We start from the raw sequence: 18,282 nt of genomic DNA on the forward strand, positions 1-18,282 counted from the left end.
GCCCTCGTCCAGCAGCAAGTCGATCCGCTCGCGCGCCGTCAGCTTGCCCTTGGCGTGCTGGGCGGCCACCCGCGCCTCCCCGCCGCCAGCCCTGGCCTGCTCGCGACGACGGTCGAGAATTTCAAGAATGTGCTGCAACTTGCACCCCGAGAAGGAAGATGGTCGCCTCTGGCGGGAAGGTGCGACCGAGACGTGAGCGGCGAGGCCATTCACAGATTGCAATTTGGCGAAGTTGAGAAAGTCGTCCAGACTGACCCTCATAGTTTCGGGCGTTGGCGGAGGGGCTGTGATGGCGAATTCTGCAAAGTTGCAAAGTTGCGAAGGTGCGTGAGAAGCTCTTCATCGGTCCTCGGCTGAGGCTGCTGCGCCAGGCGCGGGCCTGGACGCTGGAGACCTGCGCCATCCGGCTGGGTCTGTCGCCAAGCTACCTTTCCCAGATTGAAGCCAATCAACGGCCGGTCACGGCGCGGGTGCTGATCGACGCCATGCGCGTGTTCGAGGTCGACGCCACGGCCCTGGACGCCGCCGATGATCAGCGTCTGATCGCCGACCTGCGCGAAGCGGTCGCCGATCCGGTCAGCGGCGGCGACCCGCCGGGCCTGGGCGAGATCAAGCAGGTCGTGACCAACGCCCCGCAGTTCGCGCGGACCTATCTGGCGCTGCATCGCGCCTACAGACAGCTGGACGAGCGCCTGAAGCAGACCGAGGAGGCCGTGTCGCTGGATGAGCGTGTCGTCGCCAGCGCCCTGCTTCCCTATGAGGAGGTGCGCGACTTCTTCCACTACAAGGACAATTACGTTCACGCCCTGGATGTCGCCGCCGAAGCCCTGGCCGGTGAGCTGGGCCTGGAGGAGGGCGACGGCGAGCGGACCCTGGAGCGTCATCTGGCCCAGCGCCTGGGCGTGACGGTGGAGCGCTCGCGCGAGTTCGACCTCCTGCGCCGGTTCGAGCCGGAGACAGGGCGGTTGCTGCTGGGCGCGGCGCAGCCAGCGGCGACGCGCAGTTTCCAGATGGCCTACCAGATCGCGGCCATGACCCTGGCGGATGTCGTCGAAGCCGAGCTGAAGGCCGCGTCGTTCCGCAGCGAGAGCGCCGCCCGGGTCTGCCGCACCGGGCTGCTGAACTATGCCGCGGGCGCGCTGCTATTGCCCTATGGTCGCTTCCGCGAGGCCGCGCGGCGCGAGCGCCACGATGTCGAACAACTGAGCCTCATCTTCCAGACGAGCCTGGAGCAGGTGTTTCATCGCCTCAGCACCCTTCAGCGGCCGGGCGCGCGGGGCGTGCCGTTCTACTTCGTGCGGCTGGACCGCGCGGGTAACATCACCAAGCGCCACAGCGCCACCCGCTTTCAGTTCGCCCGGTTCGGCGGGACCTGTCCGATGTGGAACGTCCATGACGCCTTCAGCCGGCCCGACGCCTGGATGGTGCAACTGGCCGAGATGCCGGACGGGCTGCGCTATGTCTGCGTCGCCAAGGGCGTGGTGAAGTCGTCCGGCGCCTATCTGCAGGCCGATCGCCGCTACGCTCTGGGTCTGGGGTGCGAGGCGCAGTACGCCGATCAGCTGGTCTATGCCGACGGCCTGGACCTGACGGGCCCCTCGGCGCCGATCGGCGTCAGTTGCCGGATCTGCGAGCGGACCGATTGTGCGCAGCGCGCGTTTCCGCCGGTCGATCGGGCTTTCGAGGTTCTCGAGAACGACCGCCGCTGGGTGCCCTTCTCGCTGAAGTGAGCGGACGGGCCGCCCTCCGCGACGGGCTTCGTCGAGGGGGCGGCTGACTTATCCTCCAGGATGGAGGGGGCGAGAGGTTACATCGGTCCGACGCCGCCCGGGCTGGTCTGGAAGTCGAAGGCCGGTTCGCGGCGGCGGCGCGGGTCGGGAGCGCCGGTTCCGCCGAAATTGTAGGTGACGCCGACGAATATGGCCCGCAGGTCCAGGTCGAGGGCGCGGCGGTCCTTCAGGGCCGGCGTGTCGATGACCAGCTTGTCGCCGAAGGTCTTCAGCGCGTCCTGCACCGTCACCACGCCCAAGACGCGGTCGTTGAACTTGTGGCGATAGCCCAGCAGCAACATGCCGGTCGGTTCCTTGTAGCCTTGCGGCGTCAGGCGCTTGCCCGTGGCGAAGCCGCTGATCTGCAGGAAATCCTTGGGCGTGGCCTGGACGTTCAGGGCCGCGTAGCCCGAGACGGTCCAGGCCGAGCGCTTGTCGGGGAAGCCGAGGTCGGTGGCGCCGATCTGGTTCCAGAAGGCGTTGCCGCTGATCGTGTACGAGATCTTGGGCGTCAGGCGGGCGTTGGCCACCAGTTCCAGGCCGCCGCTGCGGCTCTTGGCCAGGTTGGCCTTGGTGGTCAGCAGCACGCCGTCGCCGATGTCGCGGATCACGTCGGTGACGCCGTCGCGGGCCTCGCGATAGTAGAGCGTACCCTGGTAGTAGTTGTAGCCCTTGCGCAGCTGGTAGCCGACCTCGAACGCGTCCGTGGTCTGCGGCTTCAGGCGCGGGTCGCCCTGACGGTAGTTATAGGGGTCCTGATAGATCCGATACGGGTTCAGGTCCTGAGCCGTCGGGCGCTGGATGCGGCGGCTATAGCTGGCGTTGACCTGGCGTGTGTCGTCGAGCTTGTACTGCACGTGCAGCGAGGGATAGGCGCGCAGGTAGTCGTAGCTGTCCTTCAGGTTCGACGTGACCTGGTTGGTGTCGACCGTGACCTCCTCGATCCGCAGGCCCGGCATGATGGTCAGGTCGCCGATCGGCCGGCTTACCGTGGCGTAGACCGCGTGGACGACCTGATCGTACTTGAACTGGTTGGTCAGGGCCGGATCGACGACCAGGGCGGCGCCCGTCGGGCCGCGGGCCCCGTAGTTGTCATAGTCGTTGTTGTCGACCTGCAGCTCGTAGCCCGCCACAAGCTTGGCGCCGCCGGCCAGGGGGCGCTTGTATTCGGCCTTCAGGCGGCTCTGGACCAGTTCGTCGCCGATGCTGACGTGTTCGACATAGTTCGAGACGGCCGGCAGCTGGTTGAAGCCGTTGGCGTCGGTGATCTGGCGGTCACGGGTGCGCTCGACGCTGGTGTGCAGCGTGAATTCGTGCTCGTCGCCGGAGAACTTCCGGCGCAGGTCGCCGGTCAGGCCCGCGGCCGACTTCTTCATGTGGCCGTCGCTGAGGCGCTGGTAGCGAACGATGGGCGCCCCGTTGACGTCCTTGCCCTCGTAGGACGAGCCGGCCTTGGAGTCGTAGGAGGTGTCGGTGTAGCGGGCCTCGGCGCTGAGGCGGGTCTGTTTGTCGAGGTCATAGTCGACGCCGGCGCGGGCGTTATGCGACTGGCCGTGGCTGTTGAAGCCCACCTTCTGATGGCTGTCGGCGTAGCGGCCGGTGACGGGATCCAGGCGCGAGCGATCGTCCTGGATGCGCCCCTTGGCCTTGTCGCGCCGCCAGCCGGCGTCGGCCGAGAGGGTCAGCCGCTTGGTGTTGCGGGCCAGGCTGATGCTGGCGTTCTTGCGGCCTTCGGTGCCCATGTTGGCGCGGACCGAACCGGTCGTGCCGACGCCGCGCTGCTGCTTGGTGACGAGGTTGATGATCCCGGCCGAGCCCTCGGGGCTGAAGGCGGCCGAGGGGGTGGTCATCACTTCGACGCGCTCGAACTGGCTGGCGGGGATCTGCTGCAGCACCTGGCCGCGATTGTCGCCTCGGAACATGCCGGAAGGCTTGCCGTCGATCATGATGGTGACATTGGGATCGCCGCGCAGGCTGACATTGCCCTGCACGTCGACCTGCACCGAGGGGACGTTGCGCAGCACGTCGGCGACCGAGCCGGTCGTCGCCTGCAGGTCCTTGCCCAGGCTGTAGCTGCGGCGGTCGATCGCGGTCTTGATGTCCTGGGCCGAGGGGGCGGTGATGGTCACGCCCTGGACCTGGGTCGATTGCTCCTTCTTGGCCGGAGCGGGCGTCGTCGCCGTGGGCGGAGTCTGGGCGAAGGCGTCGGTCGCCAGCGCGGAAGCGCTGATCGCGGCCAGTCCCGTGGCGGCCAGAAGGGCGGCGCGGCGGGTCGTGAAGGTCATGGAAGGTCTCCTCTGTCGCGAGGACCCTGCCGGAACGACTCAAAGCGTTGCAGTGCCGGGCGTCAGGCGCGCGAGGTGACGTTTGTCATGTCAGGCCTCAGTTGGCCGCGTCGACCGCATCCAGCGTCTGGGGGAGGGCTGCTTCGGCGCCGTTGAACACCAGGGTGCGGGTCACGCCGAGGCGACGGATGTTCACCTGATTGACCTCGTCGCCATAGACGTCGGCGAACATGGCGGCCTTGACGGTCACGGCCGCGGCTACGTCGGCCGGCGCGATCTTGCCGGCATATTCGAAGCGGACCTCGTCCGCCCCGAGGGTCATGTCCTTAAGCGTGAGAGCGATCGGCGCTTCGTTCACGGCGACGCCGAAGTGTTCGAGCATGTAGGTCTTGAGGGCCTCGACCGCCTCGGGATCGTCGAGGCTGGCCTGGGCGTCCGGGGCGATCAGGGCCAGGGCCGGTTCGGCGTCGTGCGCCGGAATCCGATGGCTGACCCTGACCGCGCCGGTCTTGGCGTCGATCTCCACGACGCTCAGCGCGCCGTGGCCGCGATGCGCGGCCGCCGGGAGCGGGGCGAGCGCGAGGCCCGCCGCCGCGATAAGGGCGACCGCGCGCGCTATCACTTCGGACCTTCGTCCTTCTTGTCGCCGTCCTTCTTCGGATCGGGGGCCGGGAAGGTGCCCAGACCGCCGGGTTCCACCTTCAGATTGGCGTCCTTCATCCGGTTCGACGCGTCCGGGAACTTCATGATCTTCAGCGTCGTCGGCGTGATGGCGCCGTCATAGACGTTGTTGCCGCGATCGGCGTCGGCGGTTTCCCACAGCGGGTCGAGTTCGGCGCCCTTCAGCTCCTTGCCGGACACGTATTGCCACGTGACCTGCTTGGAATTCTTGCGCCAGATTTCGGCCGGGATACGGACCGTTTCCGTCGTGCCGTCGGTGAAGTCCATTTTCAGGATCACCGGCATCACCAGGCCGCCGATGTTGCGGAAGGTGAAGCGGTAGAGGTTGTCCTTGAAGTCCTGGGCGGCCAGCTCTTCCGGAGTCATGTCCTCGCGGGCCGACTTGGCCTTCTTGCGGGCGCTTTCGAACACGGTGAACTCGTCGGTCTGGTCATAGAAGTCGCGGACCTTGGGGTCGCGATCGATGACCGTCGGCGCCTTGTTGTTGGCGGCCGTGCGCGATTCCGGCTCCGTGCCCTGGCGAGCCTTGCGGACGGCGGCTTCGGCGTCCGGATCGCCGCTGTCGAGGCGGGCCTTGACGATCTTGTCCAGCGAGATGTCGACGTGGTCGGTCGAGTAGAACCAGCCGCGCCAGAACCAGTCGAGATCGATGCCCGACGACTCTTCCATGGTGCGGAAGAAGTCGTACGGCGTCGGGTGCTTGAAGCGCCAGCGGGTGGCGTACTCCTTGAACGCGCGGTCGAAGAGTTCGCGGCCCATCACCGTCTCGCGCAGGATGACCAGGGCGGTGGCGGGCTTGGAGTAGCCGTTCGGACCGAACTGGATGACCGAGTCCGACTGGGTCATCAGCGGCACCTGGTCCTGGCTGACCATGTACTCGACGATGTCCTTGGGCTCGCCGCGCCGCGACGGGAACTTCTTGTCCCACTGCACCTCGGCCTGGAACTCGAGGAAGCTGTTGAGGCCCTCGTCCATCCAGGTCCACTGGCGCTCGTCCGAATTGACGATCATCGGGAAGTAGTTGTGGCCCACTTCGTGGATGACCACGCCGATCAGGCCGTATTTGGCGCGTTCGGTATAGGTGAGGGCACCGGTCTTCTTGTCCTTCGTCGGCCGCGGGCCGTTGAAGGAGATCATCGGATATTCCATCCCGCCGACCGGGCCGTTGACCGACTGGGCCACCGGGTAGGGATAGGAGAAGGTGAAGTCCGAATAGACCTTCAGGGTGTGAGCGATCGACTTGGTCGAATAGGCGTCCCACAGCGGGCGCGCTTCCTTCGGGAAGAACGACATGGCCATGACCACCGGATGGGCGGCGTCGCCCTCCTGCTTCACGCCCAGGGCGTCCCAGACGAACTTGCGCGAGCTGGCCCAGCCGAAGTCGCGGACGTTGCTGGCCGAAAACACCCAGGTCTTCTCGGTCGTGGCCTTGCCCTTCTCGGCGGCGAGGGCCTCCTCAGGGGTGACGACATAGACCGGTTCGGCGGCGGTGCGGGCCTTGGTCAGGCGGTCGCGCTGGGCGGGGCTGAGCACGGCGGCGGGGTTCTGCAGCACGCCGGTGGCCGAAACCACGTGGTCGGACGGCACGGTCAGGGCGACGCGGTAGTCGCCGAACTCAAGCGTGAATTCGCCCGAGCCCAGGAAGGCCTTGTTGTGCCAGCCTTCATAGTCCGAATAGACGGCCAGACGCGGGAACCACTGGGCGCCCTCGTAGATGCAGTTGCCGTCCTCGCCCTTGCCGGTGAAGCACTCATAGCCGCTGCGGCCGCCGACGACCTTGTTCTCGACCATGGGCAGCGACCATTCGATGGTGATCTTGGTCTCGCCGCCATTGCCGCGCACGGCGGTGGGCAGGTCGACGCGCAGCAGGGTGTCGACGACGGTGAACTTCAGCGGACGGCCCGAGGCGTCCTTCACCGACTTGATGGTGAAGCCGCCTTCCCATTCCTTCATGCGCTGAATGCGGCGCACCTGGCCCAGGCTGATGGAGTCGCCCGAGACGGTCTCGGTGAGCTTGCTGATCGAGTCGCGCTTGTAGTCCTGGTCCAGCAACAGCCACAGATAGGGCAGGCTGTCCGGCGAGTTGTTCTTATAGGTGATCGTCTCCTTGCCGGTCAGCAGCTTGGTGTCTTCGTTCAGGCGAACGGCGACATCGTAGTCGACCTTCTGCTGCCAGTAGCGATAGCCCGGCGCGCCCGCAGCGTTGCGGTAGTCGGTCGGCGTCGGCCAGTCCTCGCCCTCGAGCTGGCGGAACTTGTCGTCGAACGGCGCCTTGGTCTGCTTGATGGCGTCGGCGTGAGCGCCAGAAACGAACGACGTGGAAGCAAGCGCGGCGGCGAGCACGCCAGCCACGACGTAGCGAATAGAACGCTTGGACATTCAGCCCCTCAGAACCCTGACAAAACCCCGCGGAGACCTTGCCAGGGCTCGGGCGAAAATCACCCCATTTTCGCGTGAATGTGTCAGAAATTTATCTTGATGCCGGCGCGGACCGTGCGGGGCTCGACCGGGTGGAAGTGGATATCCTCCACGCCATCCGCCGGCTCGCCGGGCAGACGCGAGGCATAGGCATAGGCGATGTCGTCTTTCTTGCTGTTGGTCAGGTTCAGAACCTCGACCATCAGGCTGGCCTTGCCGAAATCCTGAACGAACAGCGCGTTGACCAAGCTGGTCGGCCGCGAGCGCACGGAATTGTCCTCGATCAGCGGCGCGGCGCCGAGGCGGCGCCAGGTCAGAGAGAGGGTCGAGGCCTGGCCCAGCTTCCAGCTGGCGCCGGCGCTGAGCACCGAACCGACGGCGTTGGGGATGCGGTCGCCATTCGTGAAGCGGGCGTGGGTTCCGGCGTACGACGCCGTCAGGTTCAGACGCGCGGTTGGTCGCCAGTCGGCCAACAGCTCGATCCCCTTGCGTCGGGTCGCGCCGGCGGCCTCGGTAAAGCCGGCGTCGCCGACATAGACCAGCTCTGAATCGACGCGCAGCGCCCAGGCGGCCGCCGTCAGGGTCAGGCCGTCGTGCTTCCAGCGCAGACCCAGCTCAGCGCCGTCGGACGGCGACAACAGCGGCGCGTGCTCGGCCGGATCGCCGGTGACCGGATCGACCGTGATCACCGCCCCGCGAGCATCGTTGGAATGGAAGCCGCGTCCGGCGTCGGCGTAGAGCTCGAAGGTCTTCGAAAGGCGCCAGGCCAGGGCCAGCTTGGGACTGACCAGCAGGTCGCTGACGTCGCCGGCGTTGCGGGGATCGCCGGCCTTGACGTCCGCGCCCATGGCGTCGGCGCGCAGGCCGAAGGTGGCGTCCAGCTTGCCGAAGGATCGAGAGGTCTCGCCCCACAGGGCCGTCGACCATTCGGTCAACGCGTCTTGGCGCACCGTCTCGCGACGGATGCGGGCGGTGGTGCGGTAGAGGCCGACCTTGCCGATGTCGTCGATGCGGACCGAGGCGCCGGTGCGGGCGCTCCAGCCGTCGCCCAGGCTCCAGCGCTTGGTCAGCGCGCCGCCATAGATCCAGCGCCGGTCGACCTGCTCGAACTGGTCGCCATGGACCGGGTCGTCGAGGAAGTAGGTGAAGTTCGAATAGAGATCGAGCCTGTAGCGCTGGACATAGAGCACGCTGTCCAGGCCGCGCAGCAGGTCGCGGCGGCGGGCGGACAGGATGTAGCGCGAGGTGTTCCCGCCATCGGTCTTGTCGACCGCGTCGAGATAGCCCAGCCGCCCATCCTCGACCGCGCGGCGCGGGATCTGGTCGGTGGCGTTCCAGTCGGCGTCGTAGGCCAGGGTGGTGATCGACCAGCCCCCGACGAGGGCGCGCCCGAGGAGGTTGATCTTCTTCAGGTCCTCCGGCGTCGACCAGGCGCCGCGCGCGGTCGAGACGTCGGCGGCGACCAGTACGTTCTGGCTCAGGGCCTTGGAGCCTACGGCGCGGTAGTAGTCGTTCTCGCCGACCCAGGCCTGCAGCCCGTCGCCGTGCAGGTGGTCGGCGGTCTCGAAGGCGACGGCGCCGGCGGTGGCGAAGTCGCCGTTCTCGGCGGAATAGGGTCCCTTCTTGAAGCCGATGTCGTGGACGAACTCCGGCGTTAGGACATTGAGGTCGAGATAACCCTGGCCGTGACCGTGGCTGGGCAGGTTCAGCGGCACGCCGTCCAGCGAGGCCGACAGGTCCGTGCCGTGGTCAAGGTTGAAGCCGCGCAGGAAATACTGGTTGGCCTTGCCTGCGCCCGAATGCTGGGTGGCGGCCAGGCCGGGCACGGCTTCGATCAACTCGCCCGGGCGCAGCAGCGGACGCACGGCGAAGTCGGCGTAGGCGATGCGGCCCTCGCTGGCCGACGTCGCGCGGCCGAAGTCGTTGGCGCGGCGACCCCAGACCGAGATCGCCTCGACCTCCTGGGCCTGGGCGAGAACCGGCGTCGAGGCGACGGAGAGCAGGGCGATCAGAAACGCGGAACGGACCATGCCCGGCTGTTAGGCGAGCGAGACGCTTTGGACAAGTTCCGCCCGTTCTCGACCGAACGTTGCGCCGCCACACCAAGTTTTAACGGCGCCGCGTCATGAATGGCCGCCTGAAAGTTCAGGGGAACGGGACGTTTGAAACCTGCAGTGCTGCAAGCCGCCGCCGAGATCGGCGTCGACACCCCGTCGCGTCAGGGCCTCGGTCGCGCCGCGTTGGTCGCCGGTTTTGTGGCCTATGCCGCCGTCGCGGGCGCGGCCTGGTGGCTGTCGCTGCGCCTGATCCCCGCCGAACTGAGCCTGACGATCCTGGGCAAGACCTTGCATACGGCGTCGGTTCACGACCATCTGAACAATGTCTTCCTGGTCTTTTTGCTGCTGCCGACGGCGCTGTGGATCGAGTGCGTGGTGGTGGGCTGGCGCGACAGCTCGCTACGCCAGCTGCTGTTCGCCCGCACGCCGTCGCTGAACACCGACCTGGCGGTCTTCATCCTGGGGCAGGGCCACGTGCTCGACATCGTCGGCCGGGTGCTGATGCTGGGCGCCTCGATGATCTCGGGGGCTTGGCTGCATGATGCGATCGCCGCCCATACGGGGGTGAACCTGGGCCCGCCGCCGCTGCCTTTCGCGCTGCAACTCCCGCTCTATCTCGCGCTCTACAGCTTCTTCGACTACTGGACCCATCGGATCGACCACACCAAGTTCATGTGGCCGCTGCACCGTTATCACCACTCGGCCGAGGATTTTGGCGTGGTGACCTCGGTGCGCCAGCATCCGGTGACCTTCACCGCCACCTTCGTCGTCAACCTGCCGTTGGCCGTGCTGGGCGCGCCCGGCGAGGTGATGATCTACGTCAATGTGCTGGTCGTGGCCCTGGGCTTCATCATCCATTCCAAGATCGAGTCCGACTGGGGCTGGATTGGCCGCTGGCTGCTCCAGTCGCCGAACCATCACCGCGAGCACCACAAGCTGGACATGAGCCGGCCCACCGGCCACTTCGGCATCGCGCCGATCTGGGACCACCTGTTCGGCAGCTGGTACGAGGACAAGCCGGACCCGAAGCTGGCGATCGGCGTCGACACGCCCTACAGCCATGGCTTCTTCGTGCCGCGCGACATGTTGCGCGACTATGTCCACTTCTGGTCGGGCTGGTTCGGCGGCCGCAATGATGGGCCGGACGCCGACCTGCGCTGGCTGAGCCGGAAGCGCTAAGCCGCCTTCAGCAGTCCGTCGAAATACTCGATCGTCCGCATCAGGCCGACCTTCAGCGGGGCGGTCGGGGTCCAGTCCAGCACCTGCTTGGCCAGGGTGATGTCGGGCTGGCGCTGGCGCGGGTCGTCCGAGGGCAGGGGGCGGTGGACGAGGTCCGACTTGCTGCCCGTGAGCTCCACGACCAGCTCCGCCAACTGCTTCATCGTGAACTCGACCGGGTTGCCCAGATTGATCGGGCCGGTCACCTCGTCGCCGGTGTTCATCAGGCGGATCAGGCCGTCGACCAGGTCGTCGACATAGCAGAAAGAGCGCGTCTGGGCGCCGTCGCCATAGAGGGTGATGTCCTCGCCCTTCAGGGCCTGGACGATGAAGTTGGACACCACGCGCCCGTCGTTCGGATGCATGCGTGGGCCGTAGGTGTTGAAGATCCGCGCCACCTTGATGCGCAGCCTGTGCTGGCGCCAGTAGTCGAAGAACAGGGTCTCGGCGCAGCGCTTGCCCTCGTCGTAGCAGGAGCGAATGCCGATCGGATTGACGTTGCCCCAGTAGCTCTCGACCTGCGGGTGGATGGTCGGGTCGCCATACACCTCCGAGGTCGAGGCCTGCAGGATCTTGGCCTTCACCCGCTTGGCCAGGCCCAGCATGTTGATGGCCCCGTGGACGCTGGTTTTGGTCGTCTGCACGGGATCGAACTGGTAGTGCACCGGACTGGCCGGGCAGGCCAGATTGTAGATCTGGTCGACCTCGACATAGAGCGGCATGGTCACGTCGTGGCGTAGCAACTCGAAGCGCGGATTGGTCAGGTTCTGGGCCACGTTCTGGCGCGAGCCTGTGTAGTAGTTGTCCACGCAGAGCACTTCGGCCCCGGTCTCCAACAGTCGGTCGCACAGGTGCGAGCCGACGAAGCCGGCGCCGCCGGTCACCAGGATTCTCTGCGTGTGCATGGACCGGCCGACCTTTCAGGGACTCACGGAGAGTCGTCCCTGACGTTGTACCGCTCGGTTTTCTAGGCCGTCGAGCCCTCGCCGAAGGAGCGGGGCTCGGTGACGACCGAGGGCTCCGCGATGGGCTTTGGTCGCTTGGCGGGCTGGGCCGTTTCCACCGGACGGGGCGAGAGTTGGTCGGGCGCGAAGTCGTCGACCGCGACGACGGCCGCCACCGCCTGGTCGGCGGCGTCGAGGGCGGAGATCTCATCCGGCGTCAGCAGGTTCTTGGCCAGGCCGTCCTTCCAGTGGCGGACGCCCTGGTCCTTCAGGCGGTCATGGATCGGCTGGGTGGCCACCACGCGCTCGAAGGCGTCGATCAACTGACCGATCGCCTCGTCCTTGCCGCCGACATAAACGCCCTCGACCAGGCGGTCGCGGGTGGCGGACGGGTGCAGGATCAGGTCGGCGCAGGCGCGGGTGACGTGGTCCGACGGACCCCGGCGGCGGGCGCCAAAGGGCAGCACAGCCGCGCGCAGCAGCCAGCCGGCCAGGCGATTGGGCAGGTTGGCGAACACCTCGTCCAGCCGCTGCTCGATCGTGGCGAAGGCCGTCTCGGCGCACCATTGCAGCAGCGGGAAGTCGGCGTCCGGTCGGCCGTCGTCCTCCCAGCGCTTCAGGGCGCCGGACAGGAAGTACATCTCGGAAAGAATGTCGCCCAGACGCGCCGACAGCATCTCCTTGCGCTTCAATTCGCCGCCCAGGGTCAGCAGGGCGATGTCAGAGGTGAGGGCGAAGGCGGCGCTGTAGCGGCCCAGCTTGCGGTAGAAGCGGGCGGCGCGGCTGGCGTCCGGCGCGGGCGCCAGGGCGCCGTCGGTCCAGGCGCGGGCCGTGGCGCGGATGCCGTTGCGCAGGGCGTGGACGACATGTTTCCAGAACGTCTCGTCGAACTGCGCGAGGCCCCTGGCGTCGTCCTGATCGCCCAGGGCCAGGATCTCCTTCAGCATGTAGGGATGGGCGCGGATCGCGCCCTGGCCGAACACCATCAGGCTGCGGGTCAGGATGTTGGCGCCCTCGACCGTGATGCCGACCGGCAGGGCGCGGTACTGGCCGCCCATGTAGTTGCGCGGGCCCTCCATGATCGCCTTGCCGCCGTGGACGTCCATGGCGTCGTTGACCACGACGCGCATCCGCTCGGTCGCGCCCGACTTCATCATCGCCGAGATCACCGACGGATGCCTGCCGAGGTCCAGGCCCGCGCAGGTCAGCCGCCTCGCGCCATCGACCAGGTAGGCGTTGCCGGCGATGCGGGCCAGACGCTCCTGCACGCCCTCGAACTTGCCGATGGCGATGCCGAACTGGCTGCGCACCCGTGCATAGGCGCCGGTGGTCAGCGCGCTGTAGGCGGCCGCCGCGCCGGCCATGGCGGGCAGGGAGATGCCGCGCCCGGCCGCCAGGGCGGTCATCAGCATCTTCCAGCCCTGGCCGGCGCGCTCGGCGCCGCCGATGATCAGGTCCAGCGGGATGAAGACGTCCTGGCCCCAGTTCGGACCGTTCTGGAAGGTCTGGAAGGCCGGCAGGTGGCGACGGCCGATACTGACCCCCGGCGTGTCGGTCGGCACCAGGGCGCAGGTGATGCCGATGTCCTCCTCGCCGCCCAGCAGGCGATCGGGGTCGCGCAGCTTGAAGGCCAGGCCCAGCACCGTGCAGACGGGGCCGAGGGTGATGTAACGCTTGTGCCAGTTCAGGCGGATGCCCAGGACGTTCTCGCCCTTCCACGTTCCGCGAACGACCACGCCCTCGTCGACCATGGCGCCGGCGTCGGAGCCGGCCTCGGGGCTGGTCAGGCCGAAGGCGGGGACTTCACGGCCGTCAGCGAGGCGCGGCAGCCAATAGTCCTGCTGTTCCTTCGTCCCGAACTTCACCAGCAGCTCGCCCGGGCCGAGCGAATTGGGCACCATCGCCGTCACCGCCGCCGAGGTCGAGCGGGTGGCGATCTTGCGGACGATCTCGGCGTGACCAAAGGCCGAGAAGCCCAGGCCCCCGAACGCTTTCGGGATGATCATGCCGAAGAACTTCTCGCGCTTCAGGAAGTCCCAGACCTCGGGCGGCAGATCGCGCGTCTCCCAGGTCATGCGCCAGTCGTCGAGCATGGCGCACAGCGTGTTCACGGGGCCATCGAAGAACGCCTGCTCCTCTGGGCTGAGCATCGGCTTGGGGTAGGAGAGCAGCTCGTTCCAGTCCGGATCGCCGGTGAACAGGTTCGCGTCCCACCAGGTGTCGCCGGCCTCGATCGCGTCGCGCTCGGTTTCGGACAGGGCGGGCAGCACGCCCTTGGCCCACTGGTAGATCGGCCGGGTGATGGTGTCCCGACGGAAGGAAGAGCTGATCATGACGCTGCCTCTCGGATACTCGCTGTCAAAACGCGAGGGCGGCGAGGCGGCTCCGCGAAAACTCGGCCTTGGATGACTTAAGGGTGACGTTTGTCATGCGACATCCGTGACGCGCGGCACTGATGGACCGCGTCGGGCGACGGCATGGTGGCTTCACAACGAGGGAGCCACCCATGTCATCCAGACCTTCCGAACCGATCGCGATGCTGCGCCAAGCGGTCAAGCGTCGCGGCGCCGCCTTGGCCCTGAACGGCCTGGATCTCGACATCCGTCCCGGTCAGTGCGTCGCCCTGCTGGGGCCGAACGGCGCCGGCAAGAGCACCAGCGTCGCCCTGCTGACAGGTCGCCTTCGTCCCGACGCGGGGACCGCCAGCCTGTTCGGCGGCGACCCGCGTGACGTCGCCGCTCGAGGCCGCATGGGGGTCATGCTGCAGGAAGCCGGTCTGCCGCGCACCCTGACGGTTCGCGAGCAGGTCGAGCTGTTCCGGGGCTACTATCGCCAGCCCCGTCCTCTGGACGAGACCCTCCGTCTGGCCGGTCTCGAGGGGCTGGAGCGTCGTCGATGCGGCGCGCTGTCCGGCGGCCAGCAGCGCCGCGTGCAGTTCGCCCTGGCCATCGCCGGCCGCCCGGACTTCCTGGTGCTGGATGAGCCGACCACCGGCATGGACATCGACGCCCGTCGCGGTCTGTGGATCGCCGTTCGCGCCGAGATCGCCCGGGGCGCGGCCGTGCTGCTGACCACCCACCACCTGGACGAGGCCGAGGCCCTGGCCGATCGCATCGTGGTCATCGACCACGGCCAGGTTATCGCCGACGGCACGCCGGAAGCGATCAAGAGCCGCGTTTCGGGCGTAGCCATTCGCTGTCGCACGCGCCTGTCGGACGCCGAACTCTCGAACCTGGCCCGGGTCACCGGCGTCAGCCGCGATGGCGGCCGGGTCATGCTGCTGACCCCCTCGGCCCCTGCCACCCTGCGCGAACTGCTGGCCCGCGATGAGACTGTCGATGATCTGACCGTCGCCGGCGCCTCGCTGGAGGACGCCGTCACCCGTCTCGTGCAGGCCGGCGCGCCTGCCCCAACCCGTCAAGCCGAGGCCGCCTGAAATGCACACCCTGTCCGTCTACATCCGTGAAGCTCGCGCCCAGATCGTCTCCACCTGGCGCACCCCGCAGTTCATCATCCCCAGCGTGGCCCTGCCGCTGCTGTTCTACGGGATGATGGGCCTTGGTCTCAGCAAGGGGCGCGAGGAGATCGCCCATATGATGCTGGCCAACTACGTGATCTTCGCGTCCATCGCCCCGGCCATGTTCGGCTTCGGCGCCGCCGTGGCCGCCGAGCGCGAGGCCAAGCTGATCGAGCTGAAGCAGATCGCGCCGCTGCCCGCCGGCGGCTACCTGGCCGGTCGCCTGATCGCCGCCCTCGTTTTGGTCGGCGTCGCGATCGGCCTGCTCGGCGCCCTGGCCTGGTTGGGCGGCGTGAGGATGGTCCCGTGGCGCTGGGCCGCGACCCTGGGCTTGGGTCTGGCTTCGGCCATCCCGTTCGCCCTGATCGGCCTGAACGTCGGGTTGCGGTTCGGCTCGCAGGGCGCCACCGCCGTCGCCAACCTGCTGTTCCTGAGCCTCTGCCTGTTCGGCGGCCTGTGGGTCCCGCTCAGCATCATGCCGAAGTGGGCCGGCGACATCGCCGAGGTCACGCCGTCCTATCACCTGGGACAGCTGTCGCAGATGTTGTCGGGCATGCAACCGATGGCGGACGTCCCGCATCACCTCTCGATCCTGGCCGCGATCAGCATCGCCGCCATGATCGGCGCCTGGTCGGCCTGGCGGCGGCAAGCGGCTTGACCGTGACGAGCCCGCCGCGCGACATCGCCGCCATGGATCAGGGAACACGAGGCAAGGATGCGACCCCGGCGGCGACCGCCGGGGTTGGGATGCGGCGTAACGGAAGCCTGATCTTCCTGTCCTACCTGCCGTTCTACTTCATCTCCTGGCTCAATCACCGGCCCGGGACGCTGGAGCTGGTCGCCTCGATTGGCGGCCTGCTGGTCTTCATCGGCCTGTTCTGGGCCATCTGGAGAAACCGGGGCCGCCCGGCGCTGTGGCAGGTACTGGCGATTTACGGCATCGGCCTGGCGCTCTCGCCCTTCAACGCCGGCTGGAGCGTCTACACGATCTACGCCATGTCGTTCGCCTCGCGTCTGCCGTCGCGGCGGATGTCGATCCGGGTGATGATCGCCCTGGAGATCGCGCTGCTGGCGGTGGGGCTGGCTTTCTACCGTCACGTCTGGCCGATCTGGGCCTCCGGCCTGTTGTTCGGCGGCATCACCGGCTTCGCCACGCTGATGCAGACGGATGTCGAACGGAAGAACCAGGAACTGGCCGTCGCCCACGAGGAGGTCCGGGCCCTGGCCACCACGGCCGAGCGCGAGCGGATTTCCCGCGACCTGCACGACCTCCTGGGCCACACCCTGACCCTGGTGGCCGTCAAGGCCGAACTGGCCGCTCGTCTGGTCACCCGCGACGCCGAGGCCGCCGAGCGAGAGATGCAGGCCGTCGCCGCAGCCGCCCGCGAGGCCCTCTCCGAGGTGCGCACGGCGGTGGTCGGGATGAGGGGCGCCTCCCTGGCGTTCGAGATCGACAAGGCCCGCCAGGCCCTGACCGCCGCCGACATCCAGGCCGAGATCTCGGCCCTGACCACCGATGGCTTTCCGGCCCAGGAGGCCGTGCTGGCCATGGCCCTGCGCGAGGGGGTGACCAACGTCATCCGCCACGCCGGCGCCAAGCGATGCGACATCACGCTGGAGCCCAGCGCCAAGGCGCTCACGCTCACCATCGCCGACAATGGTCCGGGCAGCGGCCGGCTGGTCGAGGGCTCGGGTCTGAAAGGCATGCGCGCGCGTCTGGCCGCCATCGGCGGGGCCCTGGACATCAAGTCCGGCAAGACGGGGACCCGCCTCGTCGCCACCGCGCCCCTGAGCAACGCGAATGGGGAGACCGTCTCGTGATCCGCGTCGTCATCGCCGAAGACCAGAAGATGGTGCTGGGGGCGCTCAGCGCGCTGCTCGAGATGGAAGGCGACATCCAGGTCGTCGGCCGCGCGCCCGACGGCGCCGTCGCCCTGGAGCTGGTCAAGGCCGAGAAGCCGGACGTGCTGATCTCCGACATCGAGATGCCCAGCCTGACCGGTATCGACGTCGCCGCCCGGCTGAAGGCCGAAGGCTCGACGACGCGGGTGCTGATCGTGACCACCTTCGGTCGGCCGGGCTATCTGCGCCGGGCCATGGAAGCGGGGGTGAGGGGCTACCTCCTCAAGGATGGCCCCAGCAGCGTGCTGGCCGCCGCCGTCCGCACCGTCGCCGCCGGTGGGCGGGCCATAGCGCCGGAGCTGTCCGAGGCGATCTGGGACGCCGAGCCCGATCCGTTGACCGACCGCGAGCGCGCGATCCTGCGTCTGGCCGAGGAGGGGCGTTCGAACAAGGAGATCGCCGACGTGCTGGACCTATCACCGGGCACGATCCGCAACTACCTGTCCGAAGCGGCCCAGAAGCTGGGCGCGGCCAACCGGGTCGAGGCCGGCCGGATCGCCCGCTCCAACGGCTGGCTTTAGGCCGTCACGGGTTCGGGGTCGGCCGCCGGCGCTCGCGTCGTCCGCCACAGCACCAGGCCGATCACGCCGAGCGTCAGCTCGCGCAGGCGGCGCAGCAGCGAAAGGGCCAGGGCCTGGTCTGGGGTCAGGCCCAGCGCGCCGCCCAGCAGCAGGTAGCCGCCTTCCTGCACGCCCAGCGCCCCGGGGATGGCGAAGCCGACGACCTTGGCCGTCTGAGCGAGGCCCTCGACGATCAGGGCCTGAAGCAGGGTGGGATTGAGGCCCAGGGCCCACATCGAGACATAGGTTTCGAACGCGCCGGCGAGCCAGGCGGCCATGTGCCAGGCCCAGGAGGCGAACAGGTTTCCGCGCCGGCGGCCGATGAGGCGGAAGGCGTCGCCCAACTCGCCGGCTCGGCCGGCGATGGCGGTCCAGCGCTGCGAGAACTGACCCAGGCGCCGGTGCAGGCCGACCTTGTGGGCCAGATAGGCGCTCAACGCGACGCCCAGGACGATGGCGACCAGGGTCAGGCCGGCTTGCGCCAGGCGTGGGTCGTGCAGCGTGGCGATGGCCACGAGCAGGCTGGCCAGGACGAACAGCACCAGACCCACCGTTCCGGCCAGGACATCGACGACGCAACTCGCCGTGGCCTCGGCCAGGGTCAGGCCGTTGCGGGCCGACAGCTTGGCTCGCACGACATCGCCGCCGACCTGGGCGACCGGAAGAAGGGCGTTGACTGCCTCCTTGATCAGGCGGACGCGAAACAGGAAGGTCAGGGGCGGGCGACGATCGGGCGGCAGCAGGACCTGCCAGCTCACGGTGGCCAGGAAGGTCACGGGCAGGTGGGCGGCGATGACGATCACCGCCTGCCAGCCGACCTGAGCCAGGATTTCGCGGACGGCGCCGACCCCGTGCGTCGCCAGCAGGATCGCCAGAAGGGCGATCCCGATCGTCAGCAACCAGCCTCGCCAAAGCGAAGGTTTGCCTTGCG

The 18,282-nt window shown here is 67.9% G+C and carries 14 protein-coding genes; 6 read left to right on the plus strand and 8 right to left on the minus strand.

Going from position 1 to position 18,282, the window contains the following annotated elements:
* The coding region (locus EIK80_RS26410; RefSeq protein ID WP_199743464.1) for a hypothetical protein at positions 1-138 on the minus strand (138 nt) is incomplete at its 3' end.
* 185 nt (positions 139-323) lie between these two features.
* Between EIK80_RS26410 and EIK80_RS12600 the strand changes: the two genes are divergently transcribed.
* The gene (locus EIK80_RS12600; RefSeq protein WP_125157363.1) at positions 324-1,730 is read left to right on the plus strand and encodes a short-chain fatty acyl-CoA regulator family protein; all 1,407 of its coding nucleotides are present in this window, start codon (positions 324-326) and stop codon (positions 1,728-1,730) included.
* Between the two features lie 77 nt (positions 1,731-1,807).
* Here the strand turns inward: EIK80_RS12600 and EIK80_RS12605 are convergent, their stop codons facing one another.
* The 4 genes from EIK80_RS12605 to EIK80_RS12620 form a co-directional block, all read right to left on the minus strand.
* The gene (locus tag EIK80_RS12605) at positions 1,808-4,054 is read right to left on the minus strand and encodes an outer membrane beta-barrel family protein (protein ID WP_125157364.1); all 2,247 of its coding nucleotides are present in this window, start codon (positions 4,052-4,054) and stop codon (positions 1,808-1,810) included.
* A gap of 97 nt (positions 4,055-4,151) precedes the next feature.
* The gene (locus tag EIK80_RS12610; RefSeq protein WP_125157365.1) at positions 4,152-4,676 is read right to left on the minus strand and encodes a DUF6702 family protein; all 525 of its coding nucleotides are present in this window, start codon (positions 4,674-4,676) and stop codon (positions 4,152-4,154) included.
* On the minus strand, positions 4,673-7,114 hold the full coding sequence (locus tag EIK80_RS12615; protein ID WP_125157366.1) for a M1 family metallopeptidase: 2,442 nt from the start codon (positions 7,112-7,114) through the stop codon (positions 4,673-4,675). The genes EIK80_RS12610 and EIK80_RS12615 overlap by 4 nt, the downstream gene beginning before the upstream one ends.
* An 83-nt stretch (positions 7,115-7,197) precedes the next feature.
* On the minus strand, positions 7,198-9,183 hold the full coding sequence (locus EIK80_RS12620) for a TonB-dependent receptor (RefSeq protein ID WP_125157367.1): 1,986 nt from the start codon (positions 9,181-9,183) through the stop codon (positions 7,198-7,200).
* Between the two features lie 144 nt (positions 9,184-9,327).
* Between EIK80_RS12620 and EIK80_RS12625 the strand changes: the two genes are divergently transcribed.
* Complete coding sequence (locus EIK80_RS12625) at positions 9,328-10,389, plus strand: sterol desaturase family protein (RefSeq protein WP_125157368.1); 1,062 nt, start codon at positions 9,328-9,330, stop codon at positions 10,387-10,389.
* On the opposite strand, the gene EIK80_RS12630 is transcribed toward EIK80_RS12625, so the two are convergent.
* Both EIK80_RS12630 and EIK80_RS12635 read right to left on the minus strand, forming a co-directional pair.
* Entirely contained in the window at positions 10,386-11,333 is a 948-nt protein-coding gene (locus EIK80_RS12630) for a UDP-glucuronic acid decarboxylase family protein (protein ID WP_125157369.1), read from the minus strand. The two genes, EIK80_RS12625 and EIK80_RS12630, sit on opposite strands and share 4 nt — an antisense overlap.
* Positions 11,334-11,395: 62 nt before the next feature.
* Positions 11,396-13,705: an acyl-CoA dehydrogenase gene (locus EIK80_RS12635; RefSeq protein ID WP_125157370.1), complete on the minus strand. Its 2,310-nt coding sequence runs from the start codon at positions 13,703-13,705 to the stop codon at positions 11,396-11,398.
* 122 nt (positions 13,706-13,827) lie between these two features.
* Here EIK80_RS12635 and EIK80_RS12640 point away from each other — a divergent pair, with 122 nt between their 5' ends.
* The 4 genes from EIK80_RS12640 to EIK80_RS12655 are packed head-to-tail and all read left to right on the plus strand — an operon-like array spanning position 13,828 to position 17,312.
* Complete coding sequence (locus tag EIK80_RS12640; protein WP_125157371.1) at positions 13,828-14,808, plus strand: ABC transporter ATP-binding protein; 981 nt, start codon at positions 13,828-13,830, stop codon at positions 14,806-14,808.
* Between the two features lies 1 nt (position 14,809).
* The gene (locus EIK80_RS12645; RefSeq protein WP_125157372.1) at positions 14,810-15,547 is read left to right on the plus strand and encodes an ABC transporter permease; all 738 of its coding nucleotides are present in this window, start codon (positions 14,810-14,812) and stop codon (positions 15,545-15,547) included.
* Positions 15,548-15,549: 2 nt separating this feature from the next.
* On the plus strand, positions 15,550-16,710 hold the full coding sequence (locus tag EIK80_RS12650) for a sensor histidine kinase (protein WP_233586668.1): 1,161 nt from the start codon (positions 15,550-15,552) through the stop codon (positions 16,708-16,710).
* Positions 16,707-17,312, plus strand: coding sequence for a response regulator transcription factor (locus tag EIK80_RS12655; protein ID WP_125157373.1), 606 nt, complete (start codon positions 16,707-16,709; stop codon positions 17,310-17,312). Before EIK80_RS12650 ends, EIK80_RS12655 begins: the two co-directional genes overlap by 4 nt.
* Here the strand turns inward: EIK80_RS12655 and EIK80_RS12660 are convergent.
* The gene (locus tag EIK80_RS12660) at positions 17,309-18,250 is read right to left on the minus strand and encodes a flippase-like domain-containing protein (protein ID WP_233586604.1); all 942 of its coding nucleotides are present in this window, start codon (positions 18,248-18,250) and stop codon (positions 17,309-17,311) included. The two genes, EIK80_RS12655 and EIK80_RS12660, sit on opposite strands and share 4 nt — an antisense overlap.
* Positions 18,251-18,282: the final 32 nt, after the last annotated feature.

This window comes from Caulobacter sp. 602-1 (genome assembly GCF_003931565.1).
Taxonomy (GTDB): domain Bacteria; phylum Pseudomonadota; class Alphaproteobacteria; order Caulobacterales; family Caulobacteraceae; genus Caulobacter.